Origin of the sequence: Erythrobacter sanguineus (genome assembly GCF_900143235.1) — a bacterium.
In the GTDB taxonomy this organism is placed as follows: domain Bacteria; phylum Pseudomonadota; class Alphaproteobacteria; order Sphingomonadales; family Sphingomonadaceae; genus Erythrobacter; species Erythrobacter sanguineus.
Genome location: NZ_FRDF01000003.1, coordinates 174977 through 189991, shown reverse-complemented (window position 1 = coordinate 189991; position 15015 = coordinate 174977). Strand labels below are relative to the sequence as shown.

13 protein-coding genes are annotated in these 15015 nt (G+C 64.0%); 12 read left to right on the top strand and 1 reads right to left on the bottom strand.

Annotated features, from left to right (window positions below):
- The first annotated feature begins 2 nt into the window (after positions 1–2).
- The 12 genes from bchB to hemA all read left to right on the top strand — a co-directional run bounded on the left by bchB (position 3) and on the right by hemA (position 13908).
- Complete coding sequence (gene bchB, locus BUA05_RS03375; protein WP_072673241.1) at positions 3–1664, top strand: ferredoxin:protochlorophyllide reductase (ATP-dependent) subunit B; 1662 nt, start codon at positions 3–5, stop codon at positions 1662–1664.
- Complete coding sequence (locus BUA05_RS03370; protein ID WP_178139132.1) at positions 1654–5295, top strand: magnesium chelatase subunit H; 3642 nt, start codon at positions 1654–1656, stop codon at positions 5293–5295. The genes bchB and BUA05_RS03370 overlap by 11 nt, the downstream gene beginning before the upstream one ends.
- A gap of 19 nt (positions 5296–5314) precedes the next feature.
- Positions 5315–6211: a ferredoxin:protochlorophyllide reductase (ATP-dependent) iron-sulfur ATP-binding protein gene (gene bchL, locus BUA05_RS03365; protein ID WP_072673240.1), complete on the top strand. Its 897-nt coding sequence runs from the start codon at positions 5315–5317 to the stop codon at positions 6209–6211.
- Positions 6211–6915: a magnesium protoporphyrin IX methyltransferase gene (gene bchM, locus BUA05_RS03360; RefSeq protein WP_072673239.1), complete on the top strand. Its 705-nt coding sequence runs from the start codon at positions 6211–6213 to the stop codon at positions 6913–6915. Before bchL ends, bchM begins: the two co-directional genes overlap by 1 nt.
- Positions 6912–8351: a BCD family MFS transporter gene (locus BUA05_RS03355; RefSeq protein WP_072673238.1), complete on the top strand. Its 1440-nt coding sequence runs from the start codon at positions 6912–6914 to the stop codon at positions 8349–8351. The genes bchM and BUA05_RS03355 overlap by 4 nt, the downstream gene beginning before the upstream one ends.
- 73 nt (positions 8352–8424) lie before the next feature.
- Positions 8425–9231 carry a photosynthetic reaction center subunit H gene (gene puhA / locus BUA05_RS03350; protein WP_072673237.1) on the top strand — a complete coding sequence of 269 codons (807 nt, stop codon included), beginning with the start codon at positions 8425–8427 and terminating at the stop codon, positions 9229–9231.
- Positions 9228–9992 (top strand): photosynthetic complex putative assembly protein PuhB, encoded by a 765-nt coding sequence (puhB, locus tag BUA05_RS03345; protein ID WP_245790065.1) that lies wholly within the window; start codon positions 9228–9230, stop codon positions 9990–9992. Before puhA ends, puhB begins: the two co-directional genes overlap by 4 nt.
- Entirely contained in the window at positions 9989–10474 is a 486-nt protein-coding gene (puhC, locus tag BUA05_RS03340; protein WP_072673235.1) for a photosynthetic complex assembly protein PuhC, read from the top strand. The genes puhB and puhC overlap by 4 nt, the downstream gene beginning before the upstream one ends.
- Positions 10474–10782 carry a hypothetical protein gene (locus BUA05_RS03335; RefSeq protein WP_072673234.1) on the top strand — a complete coding sequence of 103 codons (309 nt, stop codon included), beginning with the start codon at positions 10474–10476 and terminating at the stop codon, positions 10780–10782. Before puhC ends, BUA05_RS03335 begins: the two co-directional genes overlap by 1 nt.
- Positions 10779–11852 (top strand): magnesium-protoporphyrin IX monomethyl ester (oxidative) cyclase, encoded by a 1074-nt coding sequence (gene acsF, locus BUA05_RS03330; protein ID WP_072673233.1) that lies wholly within the window; start codon positions 10779–10781, stop codon positions 11850–11852. The genes BUA05_RS03335 and acsF overlap by 4 nt, the downstream gene beginning before the upstream one ends.
- Positions 11846–12664 carry a putative photosynthetic complex assembly protein PuhE gene (puhE, locus tag BUA05_RS03325; protein WP_072673232.1) on the top strand — a complete coding sequence of 273 codons (819 nt, stop codon included), beginning with the start codon at positions 11846–11848 and terminating at the stop codon, positions 12662–12664. Before acsF ends, puhE begins: the two co-directional genes overlap by 7 nt.
- A 23-nt stretch (positions 12665–12687) precedes the next feature.
- Positions 12688–13908: a 5-aminolevulinate synthase gene (gene hemA, locus BUA05_RS03320; protein WP_072673302.1), complete on the top strand. Its 1221-nt coding sequence runs from the start codon at positions 12688–12690 to the stop codon at positions 13906–13908.
- A gap of 423 nt (positions 13909–14331) precedes the next feature.
- Here the strand turns inward: hemA and BUA05_RS03315 are convergent, their stop codons facing one another.
- A complete protein-coding gene (locus BUA05_RS03315; RefSeq protein ID WP_245790064.1) occupies positions 14332–14877 on the bottom strand; it encodes a c-type cytochrome in 546 nt (181 codons plus the stop codon).
- Between the last annotated feature and the right edge of the window lie 138 nt (positions 14878–15015).

Genomic DNA, 15015 nt, shown 5'->3' with positions numbered 1-15015 from the left:
CAATGCAGCTGGCCGTCTGGACCTATGAAGGACCGCCCCACGTGGGCGCGATGCGGGTCGCGACGGCGATGGAAAAGCTGCATTATGTCCTTCACGCGCCCCAGGGCGATACTTACGCCGATCTGCTGTTCACGATGATCGAACGCCGCGGCAAGCGTCCGCCGGTCACCTACACCACCTTTGAAGCACGCGATCTGGGCAAGGATACCGCGCAGATCTTTCAGGATGCCGCGCGCGAGGCGGTGGCCCGCTTCAATCCGCAGGCGATCATCGTCGGCGCATCCTGCACGGCAGAACTGATTCAGGATGATCCCGGCGGCCTGTCCGAGGCAATGGACCTGCCGTGCCCTGCCATCGCCCTTGAACTGCCGAGCTACCAGCGCAAGGAAAACTGGGGCGCGGCCGAAACCTTTTACCAGATCGTGCGCAACCTTGCAGACAAGAACCTGGTGCGCGAACCGCGCGGCCAAGGCGAAAATGCCCGCAAGGCGCGCGCCAATATCCTCGGCCCGACCGCGCTTGGCTTCCGCCACCGCGATGATCTGGTCGAAATTCACAAGATCCTCGACCAACTCGGGGTCGAAGTGAACCTTGTCGCGCCGCTGGGCGCGACGCCTGAGGACATCAAACGGATCGGCGCTGCCGATTTCAACATCGTCCTCTATCCCGAAATCGGAGATGAGGCCGCCCGCTGGCTTGAGCGCACTTTCGCGCAGCCCGCGGTGCGGACCGTCCCTATCGGCGTGGGAGCCACCCGCTCCTTCATCGCCGACGTCGCCGAGCTGGCAGGTGCAGATCCCACGCCTGCCCTCGGCGACACCTCTTCCCGCATGCCCTGGTGGAGCCGTTCGGTCGATTCGACCTACCTCACCTCCAAGCGCGTGTTCATCTTCGGCGATGCCACCCATGCCGTCGCCGCCGCCCGGATCGCGCGTGAGGAACTGGGTTTCGAGGTCTGCGGCCTTGGCTGCTACAACCGCGAATTCGCCCGCGACATCAGGGCCGAGGCCGCGCGTTGCGGGGTCGAGCCGCTGATCACCGATGATCACCTTGCGGTGGAAGATGCGATTGCCGCAGCCGCGCCCGAACTGGTGCTGGGCACCCAGATGGAGCGCCACATCGCAAAGCGTCTGGGCCTGCCCTGCGCGGTGATTTCCGCCCCGGTTCACGTGCAGGATTTCCCCGCGCGCCATTCGCCCCAGATGGGCTTTGAAGGCGCCAACGTGATCTTCGACACCTGGGTTCACCCGCTGGTGATGGGGCTGGAAGAGCACCTGCTCACCATGTTCCGCGAGGATTTCGAATTCTCCGACGAAGCCGGCGCATCGCACCACGCCGCCCATTCGCCGCGGCCGATGCCGCGTCCGGCGATGGCGCAGGCAATCGAACCGGCGATGGAACCAGCGATGGAACCGGCGATGATCGGCGCGCAAGTGGCGGATCTGGCCGAAGCACCACTGTCGGATATTCCCGCTCCGGCAGCAGATACTGCCCAGACCGGCGCGTTTGCCTGGACCGACGAGGCCGAGCGCGAGCTCAGGAAAATTCCGTTTTTCGTGCGCGGCAAGGCGCGCCGCAACACCGAAAACTATGCCGCTGCCGAGGGACGGGCACGGATCGACCTTGAAACCCTCTATGACGCGAAGGCGCATTATGCACGGTAGCATTCCCTCGGCTTCCTCGCTCGACCCGCACGCCCCCGTCAGGGTGGTGATCGTCACGCTCGACAACCACCTGAAGGGCGCGGTCGACCGGGCCGATGCCATGCTGGCACCCGAAGGCATCGAACTCAGCCTCCACGCCGCCTCGGAATGGGGAAGCGAACCGGCGGAGCTGGAAAAGTGCAAATCCGCCATTGCCGAAGCCGACATCGTGATCGCCACGATGCTGTTCCTCGACGATCATATCCGCACCATCCTGCCCGCGCTCGAAGCGCGGCGCGAGGAATGTGACGCGATGGTGTGTCTGATGTCGGCGGGCGAGGTGGTGAAACTCACCCGCATGGGCGGCTACCGGATGGACGCCCCAGCCAAGGGGCCGCTGGCGCTGCTCAAGAAACTGCGCGGCAACGCGGGCAAGAACGGCAAGCCCAATTCGGGCGCCGGACAGATGAAGATGCTGCGCCGCCTGCCCAAGATCCTCAAGTTCGTTCCCGGCACTGCACAGGATGTGCGCGCCTATTTCCTGACCTTGCAATACTGGTTGGCCGGATCTGACGAGAACGTGGTCGCCATGGTCCGCGCGCTGATCGATCGCTATGCCGCGGGCGAGCGGATGTATCGCCGCGGTATCACCAAGGCCGAAGCCCCGATCGACTATCCCGAAACCGGGGTCTATCACCCGCGCACCCAGCAGCGCATTTCCGAAAGCCTGCGTCTGCTTCCGCGCGAAGAAGGGCGTGAGGGCACGGTCGGGCTGATCCTGCTGCGTTCCTACCTGCTGGGCCGCGACAGCGCGCATTATGACGGCGCGATCGAAGCCTTCGAAGCCGCCGGTCTCAAGGTCGTGCCGGTCTTCGCAAGCGGGCTGGATGCGCGCCCGGCGATCGAGCAATATTTCATCGGCCCCGATGGCCGCCCGACTGTGGATGCGGTGGTCAACCTCACCGGCTTCTCGCTGGTAGGCGGGCCGGCCTACAGCGATGCGGCCGCAGCGCGCGAAGTGCTGGGCAAGCTCGACCTTCCCTATCTTGCCGCCCATGCGATCGAATTCCAGACGATCGAGGACTGGGCGCACCGGGCGCAAGGGCTGCTTCCGCTTGAATCGACGATGATGGTCGCCCTGCCCGAGCTTGACGGTTCGACCGTGCCGAGCGTGTTCGGCGGGCGGGCGGGCAATTCCGGCCCGTGCTGCACCGGTTGCGACCGGCACTGCCCGCGTCCGGCCTCGGAAAAGGCCAAGCCGATGCAGGCCTGCCCTGAACGCGCCGAAGCACTGGCCGCGCGCGCTGTCCGGCTGGTGCAACTGCGCAAGGCCGAGCGTGCGCAGCGCAAGCTGGCCATCGTGGTGTTCAACTTCCCGCCCAATTCAGGCGCAACAGCGACCGCAGCCTTCATGGCGGTGCACGAATCGCTCTACGCCACGCTGCAACGGCTCGCGGCGGAAGGTTACAACGTCGAAGTGCCCGAAAACCTTGATGCGATGCGCGACATCCTGCTCAAGGGCAATGCGGAACGCTATGGCACCGATGCCAATGTCGCGCACCGCGTTCCCGCTGACGAACACGTGCGGCGCGAGACCTATCTTGCGGATATCGAGGCCGCATGGGGCCCGGCGCCGGGCAAGCAGCTCGCCGATGGTGGCCATATCCTCATTCAGGGTGCGCATTTCGGCAATATCTTCATCGGCGTGCAACCCGGCTTCGGCTATGAAGGCGATCCGATGCGGCTGCTGTTCGAAGGCGGCTTTGCCCCGACCCACGCCTTCAGCGCCTTTTATCGCTGGATGCGCGAGGATTACGGCGCCCACGCGATCCTGCATTTCGGCACGCATGGCGCGCTGGAATTCATGCCGGGCAAGCAGGCGGGCATGTCGGGCAAGTGCTGGCCCGACCGGTTGATCGGCGACACGCCCAATTTCTACCTCTACGCGGCCAACAATCCGTCGGAAGGCATGCTGGCCAAGCGCCGCTCGGGCGCGACGCTGATCAGCTACCTGACTCCGCCGCTGGCGCAGGCCGGACTCTACAAGGGCCTGTCCGAATTGAAGGCAAGCGTCGAACGCTGGCGCGCCACCATCGACGATGCCGATCACGCCGACGAGCGCGCAGATCTCGCCCAGCTGATCGCCGATCAGTGCGAGGCGCTGGATGTCGCCTATGACGATATCGGCGAGCTGCCCGCGCGGCTTTACGAGATGGAAGAATCGCTGATTCCGCACGGGCTGCACATTCTGGGCAGCAATCCGCAAGGGCAGGCACGCGAGGACATGCTCGACGCGATGATGGAGGCCGCCGGCCATGGCGAAGGCACCCCAGATCGTGCAGCGCTGGCCGAGAAACTCGATTCCTCGGATGAAATGGGCGCGCTGATCCATGCGCTTGATGGGGGCTATGTCCAGCCTGCGCCGGGCGGCGATGTGGTGGTGAACCCCGATGTGCTGCCCACCGGGCGCAATATCCACGGGTTTGATCCGTTCCTGATGCCATCGGCCTATGCCTGCCGCTTGGGCAGCGAACAGGCCGAGCAGCTGATCGCCCGCCACGTCAATGGCGGCCAGCCCTTCCCCGAAAGCATCGCCATGGTGCTGTGGGGCACCGACAACATGAAATCCGAAGGCGTGCAGATTGCCCAGGCAATGACGCTGATGGGCGCTCGTCCCCGGCGCGATTCCTATGGCCGGCTGTGCGGGGCGGAACTGATCCCGCTCGAAGAACTCGGTCGCCCGCGGATCGACGTGGTGATGACGCTTTCGGGCATCTTCCGCGATCTTCTGCCGATGCAGACCCGGATGCTGGCCGAAGCCGCGCTGCTGGCCAGCGCGGCGGAGGAAACGAACGAAGCCAATTTCATCCGCAAGCACACGCTAACCCATATGGCGCAGCACGGCTGCGAATTCGAAACCGCAGCGCTCAGGGTGTTCTCCAATGCCGAGGGCGCCTATGGGGCCAACGTCAACCAGATGATCGCGGGCGGCGTCTGGGCCGATCCTGATGAACTGGCCAATGCCTTCGAGGTCAACAAGGGCTTTGCCTACGGGGTCTCGGGCAAGCCGATGCAGCAGCGCGAACTGCTCCAGAGCGCGCTCGGCACGGTCGATTTCACCTACCAGAACCTCGAGAGCATCGAACTGGGCATCAATGATGTCGATCAATATGTCGACGGACTTGGCGGGGTGACCCGTTCGGTCGCGCGGGCCAAGGGCGTGGAGACCCCGGTCTACATCCTCGATGCCACCCGCGGGAACACCAAGGTGCGCACGCTGGCCGAACAGATTGACCTTGAAACCCGCACCCGCACGCTCAATCCCAAGTGGTTCGAAGGCCTGCTCGAACATGGCTACGAAGGCGTGCGCCAGATCGAAGGGCACGTCACCAGCACACTCGGCTGGTCGGCCACCACCGGACAGGTCGCCCCGTGGGTATACCAGAAGATTTCCGAGACCTTCGTCCTCGACGAGGCGATGCGGCGGCGCCTCTCCGACCTCAACCCGAAGGCTTCGGCGCGGGTGGCGAACCGCCTGCTCGAAGCCTGTGACCGCCACTTGTGGGAGCCTGACGACGCCACACTCGCCGCCTTGCGCGAAGCCAATGACGAGCTTGAGGACCGCCTTGAAGGCGTGTTCGCGGGCGAATGAAAACGAGGAATCGTAAGCTATGAACCTGCACAGCCCCCAATCCAGCTTCAGCAAGCCCGACGGCGAAGGATCGGTTCAGGTCCAGCTTGACCCGGCCGACAAGATCAAGGGTGCCAAGGTGTTCGCGGTCTATGGCAAGGGCGGGATCGGCAAATCGACCACGTCCTCCAACCTTTCGGCCGCCTTCTCCAAGCTTGGTCACAAGGTGCTGCAGATCGGCTGCGATCCCAAGCATGACAGCACCTTCACCCTCACCAAAAAGCTGATGCCGACGGTGATCGACGTGCTGGAGACGGTCGAATTCCACGCCGAGGAACTCAGGCCCGAAGATTACATGTTCGAAGGCTATAACGGGGTCATGTGCGTCGAGGCGGGCGGGCCTCCGGCAGGCACCGGCTGCGGCGGATATGTGGTCGGGCAGACCGTGAAGCTTCTGAAACAGCACCACCTGCTTGAAGAAACCGACGTCGTGATCTTCGATGTGCTGGGCGATGTGGTGTGCGGCGGGTTTGCCGCGCCCTTGCAGCACGCCGAACGCGCGCTGGTGGTGGCGGCCAATGATTTCGACAGCATCTTCGCCATGAACCGGATCGTGGCGGCGATTGCGGCCAAGTCGAAGAATTACGACGTGCGGCTTGCCGGGGTGGTGGCCAATCGCAGCCGCGAAACCGACGAGATCGACCGCTTCTGCGACAAGATCGGGATGCAGCGCCTCGCCCATTTCCGCGATGTCGATGCGATCCGCCGGTCGCGCCTGAAAAAGTGCACCTTGTTCGAAATGGGCGACGATCCCGAAGTGGTCGCCGCGCAGGACGAATATCTGCGGCTGGCAGCGATGCTGTGGGCAGGCGTCGATCCGTCGACCGCGCAGCCGATGAAGGATCGCGACATCTTTGATTTCCTGGGGTTTGAATAATGGCAACGCGGCTGCCTTCCGGGTATGACAACCAGCGCGAGGCGCTGGCGACCTATTTCGACAGCACCGCGCGTCAGGCGTGGATCGATCTGACTTCGGACACCAAGGTCAGCGGCATCCGCGCCACCGTGCGCGCCGGGCGTGACGACATGCGCGCCACGCTGCTTTCATGGCTGCCGGTCGACCTGCGCCGCACCAAGGTACTCGACGCGGGCTGCGGCACCGGCGCTCTGGCGGTCGCGGCGGCGTGTCGCGGGGCCGATGTAACCGGCATTGATGTGGCCGCAGGGCTGGTCGAGGTCGCGCGGGAGCGGGCGCCTTCGTTCCTCGGCCATGGGCGCATTCACTGGCGCGCTGGCGACATGCTCGATCCCGATCTCGGCACCTTTGCCCATGTGGTGGCGATGGATTCGCTGATCCATTACCAGCCCGAGGATCTGGTGGCGGCGCTGTCCGAACTGGCACAGCGCACCACCCGTTCGATCCTGTTCACCTTCGCCCCGCGCACGCGGCTGCTGGCGACGATGCATCAGGTCGGCAAGGTGTTCCCGAAGTCCGATCGTTCGCCCGCCATCGTGCCGACCGCCGAAGGCGATCTGCGTCAGCGGCTCGCCAGCCTGCCCGGCTGGACCATCGGCCGCACGCAGCGCATTTCGAGCGGGTTCTACACCTCGCAGGCGCTGGAACTGGTGCGGCACGGATGAAGCGTCCGGCCCGCCCTGCTGCACCGCACTGGACGGAGTTGGCGTTTCGCCTGCTTCCGTTCGCGGATGCTGCCAGTGCGGACCTGCCGCTGGGCCAGTTGCTGCGCCTGTCGCTGTTTCAGGTGACGGTGGGCATGGCCACGGTGCTGCTCAATGGCACCTTGAACCGGGTGATGGTCGTCGAACTTGGAACGCCCACCTGGCTGGTTGCGCTGCTGATCGCGGTGCCGCTGCTGGTTGCGCCGTTCCGCGCGCTGATCGGGCACAAGTCCGACACCCACCGTTCCGTGCTCGGCTGGCGGCGCGTGCCCTATATCTGGTTCGGCACGCTGATGCAGTTCGGCGGCCTTGCGATCATGCCCTTTGCGCTCTTGCTGCTGGGCGCGCCCGAGCGTTTCGAGCTTGGCCTTGTTGCCGCAACCGCGGCCTTCCTGCTGACCGGCACCGGCTTTCACGTCACCCAGACCGCGGGCCTTGCGCTCGCCACCGACCTTGCGCCAGAGGACAAGCGTCCGCGCGCGGTCGCGCTGCTTTACGTGATGCTGCTGGTGGGCATGATGTTTGCCGCTTTCGTGATCGGCGGCCTGCTGATGGATTACAGCGCGACCATGCTGGTGCAGGTGATTCAGGGCTGCGCGGTGCTGACCATCATCCTCAACGTCATCGCCCTGTGGAAGCAGGAAGCGCGCAATACCGCAGTGACCGCGCCTGACCGTGAAACTCCAGTTTTTTCCGACCTGTGGCAGTCATTTGTGCGCGACGGGCGCAATGCCCGGCTGCTAACCGCCATCGGCATCGGCGCGGCGGGCTTCGCGATGCAGGATGCATTGCTCGAACCTTATGGCGGCGAAATTCTTGGCCTGTCGGTCGGCGCGACCACCGGGCTGACCGGCGCATGGGCGCTGGGTTCGCTGATCGGCTTCATGCTATCGGGCCGCTGGCTGGCGCGCGGATGGGATCCGCTGCGGCTGGCGGGTGGGGGTCTCGTGATTGGCATCAATGCCTTCTTGCTGGTGCTGTTCGCCGGGCCGTTTTCGGCTCCCGGAATGCTATATCTCGGCGCGCTCGGGATCGGGCTCGGGCTGGGCCTGTTCTCTGTCGGCACGCTGATGGAGGCGATGGCGATCGCCAAGACCGAAACCGCGGGTCTGGCGCTGGGCGCCTGGGGCGCGGTGCAGGCGAGCTGCGCCGGTGCGGGCATTGCGATCGGCGGCTTGCTGCGCGACCTTGTCGCCGTGCTGGTGCAGAGCGGTGATGCCCTGGCCAGCATCGCCACCCGCGCAAGTGGTTACGCCGCCGTCTACATGCTCGAAATTGCCCTGCTGCTGGCAGGTCTTGCCGCGCTGGGGCCCCTGGTCGGCCCGCGGCGCATGCATTCTCCCGATGAGGCCGACCCGCATGGGCAGCCCTTCGGCCTGAGGGAGTTTCCGACGTGATTACCTGTAACCACCCTTACCCGATCCTGCCCGGCTCCGCCTCAGCCGACCCACTTCATGAGAGGAACGTGAAATGAACCACGCCTATATTGTCGGCACATTCGATGTTGCCGAGCTCGCCTTCCTGCTGTTCTTCGGATTTTTCATCGCGCTGGTGTTCTACCTCAACCGCGAAAGCCGTCGCGAAGGCTATCCGCTGGAAGACGAGCAGACCGGCAAGATCCACCCCGGCAGCCTGTTCGACGGCGACAAGAAAGCCTTCCAGCTGCCGCATGGCCGCGGCACCTATGTTCCCGAGAACGTGGCGCGCGACGATATCAACGTCCCCGGCGTACGGAGCTTCCGTTCCGCCGGCGCGCCCTGGGTGCCGACCGGCGACCCGATGAAGGATGGCATGGGGCCGGCCGCATGGGCCAACCGCTCCAAGTATCCTGATCTCACTTTCGATGGCCGCCCGCGCATCGTGCCGATCGCGCAGAGCCACGAATTGATCATCGCCCCCAATGATCCGCAGCTGATCGGCTGGCCGGTGATGGCGGCCGACAAGAAGATGGTCGGCAAGGTAAGCGACATCTGGGTTGACCAGGCCGAACACATGATCCGCTATCTCGAAGTCGAGACCACCACCGGCAAGAAGGTGCTGGCCCCGATGATGGTTGCATCGGTTCACGGCAACAGCCTGATTGACGCGTTGCTGCCCATCGTCGAAGACAAGCCCAAATTTGTCGAGATCGATGCGATCACCGCCGCCCAGTTCGAGGATGTGCCCGCGCTGGAAACCCCAGGCATCATCACCCGCTACGAAGAAGACCGCGTCCAGGCCTATTTCGGCGGCGGTTACATGTATGCGATGCCGGAAAGGGCCGAACCGTGGCTTTGAGCGATACCAGGGACCGGGCAGCGGCGCCGTTGCCCGGCGGCATTGATCACGCCGAGCTCGAGAACGACGGGCCGACCGCGCACGGCGACCGGCTGGGCACCCCGGCACCCGACGAGACGGTGCTGTGGAAGGGCCGTCCGGGCCTCGGCATGCTGGCCCGCACAGCATTCCATACCCGCACGCTCGGGCTTTACATGGCCGCGCTGATCGTGATTGCGCTGGCGACCGGCCGGAATGATGCCGCAATGGTGACAGCAGGGCTCGGTGTGGTGCTGATCGCGCTGCTTTACATGCTTGCCTGGCTCAGCGCGCGCAGCACGCTCTACATCCTCACCGATGTGCGCCTGATCATGCGCATCGGCATGGCGATCGAGACGCGGATCAACATTCCGCTCAAGCAGGTAACGGCCGCCCATTACCGCGCCCGCGGCAAGGATCATGGCGACATCGCATTTGAACTGAGCGGCGACCGCCTGCTGGGCCATGTGCTGTTGTGGCCGCATGTGCGTCCGTGGCACTATACCCGTCCGCAGCCGATGCTGCGCGCCCTCGCGGATGCCGCGCGTGTTGCGCAGATGATCGCTGATGTGCGGGCGCAATATGGCGAAATCGACCGGAATTTGACCGAGATCAAAGATGAGGCTGCTACGGCCCGCCATCAGGGACCGGTAAGCGGTCCGATTACGGGCCGCGCTCCGGTGATGGCCCGGACAGGCGATGCAGGCCTTGGTGATCAGGGAATGGAGGGAGCACCCGCATGATCGTGCGCGAATACGAGAAGGACGAAGTCACGGTCCACAAGGTGCCGCTGATGCTGATGGGCGGGATCGTGCTGATCTCGCTCGCGCTCACCGCCTCGGTCCAGCTCGGGTTCTTCGAACGCAGCTCCATCCCCGAACAGGCGCGCGCCGAGGCCGGGATCAAGCCCGCTGCCATGCGCACCCTGCGTTTCTTCGACGAACCCGACGGCACCGTGCGGGTCGAAGATGGCGCCAGTGCAGAGGTGTTGGGCCGCTTTGGACCGGGCGAAGGCGGCTTTATCCGAGCCAGCGTGCGCAGCCTTGTCCACCAGCGCCGCATCCGGGGGCAAGGCCCGGCGGTTCCGTTCGAACTGACCGAATGGGAAACGGGCGCATTGACGCTCAACGACCCGGTCACCAATGACAGCATCGAGGTGTCCTCCTTCGGGCCGGACAACCGCGCGATCTTTGCCAACATGCTGCCGCCCAGGGACGCACGCTGATGGCCCTGCTGTTCCTTGGCCAGAGCCTGCGCTCGTTCGATGTCGCCTGCACCATCACGGTCGAGCAGAGCCCCGATCACTTCCACGCCCATGTCGAACTTGACGGGGATGTCGAGATCCAGCCGGGCGACAAGGTGCGGGTGCATGGCGATCCGATCCAGATCACGTTCGGGCAAAGCGTAGTGGTCGAACGCGCTGCCACCGTCACCCGTGCAACCGCGGTAGAACGCGCGATGACGCGGGTTGCGGCCTATTTCGATCTCAAGGAACTTTACGAAGTCAGCTTCACCCCAGGGAGGGTCAGATGAACGCGCATACCAAGATCGATCCAACGCTCACCCGCGAGCATGCGATGGAGATCGCCCAGCAAAGCACCATGCTGAGCCCGCGCTTCTACACCACCGATTATGATGCGCTGGATGCGATCGATGTTTCGAGCGTGCGCGCGGAGTGGGATGCCCTGATCAATGACATGATCGGCGATCCCAACAAGAAGCACTTCAAGCAGGATGACACCTTCCATGGCGTGATCGAAGGGCTGGAGTCGGAATTGCGCGCCGAATTCGTCGATTTCCTCGTCAGTTCGCTGACATCGGAATTTTCGGGCTGCGTGCTTTATGCCGAAATCGCCAAGCGCACCAAGAATCCGGACGTGAAGCAGCTGTTCAAGCTGCTGGCGCGCGATGAAAGCCGCCATGCCGGGTTCATCAACGAAACGCTGAAGGATTCCGGCATCAGCATCGATCTGGGCTTTCTGACGCGGACCAAGAAATACACCTTCTTCAAGCCGAAATTCATCTTCTACGCAGTCTATCTGTCGGAGAAGATCGGCTATGCCCGTTACATCACCATCTTCCGCCATCTGCAGGCCAACCCGCAGAACCGTTTCCACCCGATCTTCCGCTGGTTCGAGGACTGGTGCAACGACGAGTTCCGGCATGGCGAGGCCTTTGCCATGCTGCTGCGCGCCGATCCCAACCTGCTGACCGGCATGAACAAGCTGTGGGTGCGGTTCTTCCTCGTTTCGGTCTACGCGACGATGTTCGTGCGCGACCATGCGCGGCCCGTGTTCCACAAGGCGCTGGGCGTCGATCCGACCGAGTATGATTACAAGGTGTTCGCGATCACCAACCAGATCAGCCGTCAGGTCTTCCCGGTGGAACTGGACATCGACAGCCCGGGTTTCCGCGCCAAGATGGACGCGCTGCTGCGCGCTGCGCGGCGGATCGAGGACGGCAAGGAGCGTCGCGGGATCGCCGGGTTCGCGCTGCGCGCTTCGGGCATGGCCGGTGCGGCGCTTAACTTCGCTCGGCTGTATCTCCATCCCACCAAGTCCAACGCATTGCCGGGTTCGATCAGGCTGCAGCCCGCGTGGTAAGCTGGATCGGTCATGTTGTGCCGTTCATCGTGACGGTGGCGATCTGGTTCATCGCGACCGGGCTGATTGCCTGGGCGGACAACCGCGAGCGTTCCACCTTCTCGCGCAGCATGATGATCGGAAGCGTGGCCGGGATCGTCGGCCTAGTGGTGATCCTGTTCGCCTCGCTTTCGGCAGAGGTCTGGGCGGTCTATCTCGCCTTTGTCGGCGCGTTGATGGTGTGGGGCTGGCACGAACTCAGCTTCCTGACCGGTGCCGCCGCCGGCCCGCGCCGGGGGCCAAGCGATCCGACACTGACCGGTATCGCCCGTTTTCGCCAGGCCGCCGCCACGGTGATGCACCACGAGGTCGCGCTGGCGCTGACCGCGCTGCTGCTGATCTCGCTGTCGTGGAACGCGCCCAACCAGATCGGCGCGACCGTGTTTGTGCTGATGTTCGGCATGCGCATAACCTCGAAGATCAACCTGTTCGTCGGCGTGCCCAACACCACTTCGGAAATGCTGCCCGAACATCTGGCCTATCTGAAGACCTATTTCGGCCGCAACCGCATGACAGTGCTGCTGGCGCTATCGATCGCGGGCATCGCGGCGATGATGGCATGGTTCGCTTCGCTGGCATTGTCCGCCCCGGTGGGCAGCGCTGCAATGGTGGGGGCGAGCCTGCTGTTCACCCTGAGCCTCCTTGGCGTGCTCGAACATTTTTTTCTGGCCCTTCCCTTCCGTGATGGGATGCTGTGGGGCTGGGCATTACCCAAGCGTTCAGGGCCGCAGCGCAATGATGCTGCGGCGCGGGCCCGGAACATAACGACATGACTGACAGACACGAGGAATACCCGATGGATTTCGAAGCCTTTTTCGCCGGCGAGCTGGACACCGCGCGCGCCGATGGCCGTTACCGGGTGTTCACCGATATCAAGCGCCATCGTGGCCGCTTCCCGCACGCGACCCGCTTCATCGAGGACGAAACCCAGGCAGTGACCGTGTGGTGTTCGAACGACTATCTCGGGATGGGTCAGCACCCGGCGGTGCTCGAAGCGATGCACGAATGCCTCGACGAATGCGGCGCAGGCGCGGGCGGCACGCGCAATATTTCGGGCACCAACCACCATCACGTGCTGCTCGAAAGCGAACTCGCCGATCTTCACAACAAGGAGAGCGCGCTGCTGTTCACCTCGGGCTATGTCTCGAACTGGGCGGGCCTTGGCACGCTGGCGGGCAAGATTCCGGGCTGCGTGGTGTTTTCCGACGCGCTCAATCACGCATCGATGATCGAGGGTATCCGCCATTCGCGCGCGCCCTACAAGATCTGGCGGCACAATGATGCAGCGCATCTCGACGAAATGCTGTCGCAATACGGGCCCGACGTGCCCAAGCTGGTCGCCTTCGAAAGCGTCTATTCGATGGATGGCGACATCGCCCCCATCGCCGAGATTCTCGACGTCTGCGAGAAGCACGGGGCAATGAGCTATATCGACGAGGTTCACGCTGTCGGCCTTTACGGCCCGCGCGGCGGCGGGATTGCCGAACGCGAAGGGCTGATGGATCGAATCACCGTGATCGAGGGCACGCTGGGCAAGGCCTTCGGGGTGATGGGCGGCTATATTGCGGCCAGCAGCAACCTGATCGATTTCGTGCGCAGCTTTGCCAGCGGCTTCATCTTTTCGACCGCCCTGCCCCCCGCCGTGGCGGCGGGCGCAGCAGCCAGCATCCGTCATCTGAAGGTCAGCAGTGCCGAGCGGGAATTGCAGCAGAAGCGCGTGGCGCAGGTCCGTCGCGCGCTCGACATCATGGGCATCCCGCACCTCGACAATCCGAGCCACATCATCCCGGTGATGGTTGGCGACGCCAAGAAGTGCAAGATGATCAGCGACTGGCTGATGGACAATCACGGGATCTATGTGCAGCCGATCAATTATCCGACCGTGCCGGTGGGCACCGAGCGGCTGCGCGTCACCCCTTCGCCGGTGCATAATGATGGCGACATCGACCGGCTGATCAAGGCGCTTTCGGAAATCTGGTCGCAGTGCGAACTCGCCCGGATGGCGACCGCCGCCTAGACTGAATGCGAGACACAAGTTTTCCCTTGGACGGGAAGAAACAGGGGGCGGGTATCAGGCGATGCCCGCCCTTTTTGCGTCATGGTCCCCCCGGCCTGCCGCATCCAAGCCCGCGGCCGCTGCGCCCGATTCGGCATGCCGCACGGGCAGAGCTTGCACCGCTGGTCACGAGATTCTCCCCGATCGCGCGGAGCGCCGCGGCGCAGATCGAAAATGCCCGGGGTGAACCGGCGAGCATCCGGGCGAAGGCCCGCAACGGCACATAATGCCGCACATGCCGGACAGCCTTACTGCCTCGCCCAGAACCGGCCTGCCTCCCCACTTGGGCAGCACCGCGCGGCCCCACGAAAAAGGGCGGCGTGGGATGACCACACCGCCCTTTTTTGTCGTGTCGCGGCCCCGGACAGGGCCAAAACCGTCTGATCAGTTGGTCTGGCTATCGAGATAGGCCACCAGATTCGCACGGTCCTGCGCGTTCTTGATGCCCGGGAAGGCCATCTTGGTGCCCGGCATGAAGCCCTTGGGATTTTCGAGATATTCGAACAACACATCGGTGGTCCAGGTCACGCCGCTGCTCTTGTTGGCGTCCGAATAGCTGTAGCCGGCAACCGAGCCCGACTGGCGGCCAACGATGTTGTGCAGCGACGGGCCGACGCGGTTCACGCCTTCTTCAAGAACGTGGCACGAACGGCACAGCGCGAACACTTTCTCACCACGCGCGACGTCGGTGGTCATGCCAGCGAGTTGCAAGGTGCCACCCGCAGCAGCAGCATCGGTGGCCGCAGCTTCGGTTGCTTCTGCTGCTTCGGTAGCTTCGCCTTCCGCCGGAGCGGCCGGTTCTTCGGCAGCCGGAGCAGCCGCAGTTTCTTCAGCCGCCGGAGCGCTGGCATCGCCAGCCTCGCCGCCACAAGCCGAAAGAGTTGCAAGGCCAGCCAGTGCAGCCGCACCCATCAGGAAATTACGCTTCATGGTCGTTTCGTCCTCTGAACAACTATGTCCTCCCGCATCAGCGCGCGACATAACCCAGTTTTTCCGGCATGGAAAGCGAGACTTCAGCGAGCCTTCATGCTCCACCCCTTCCGTCGCCGTATCGTGCCAACGCGCGAA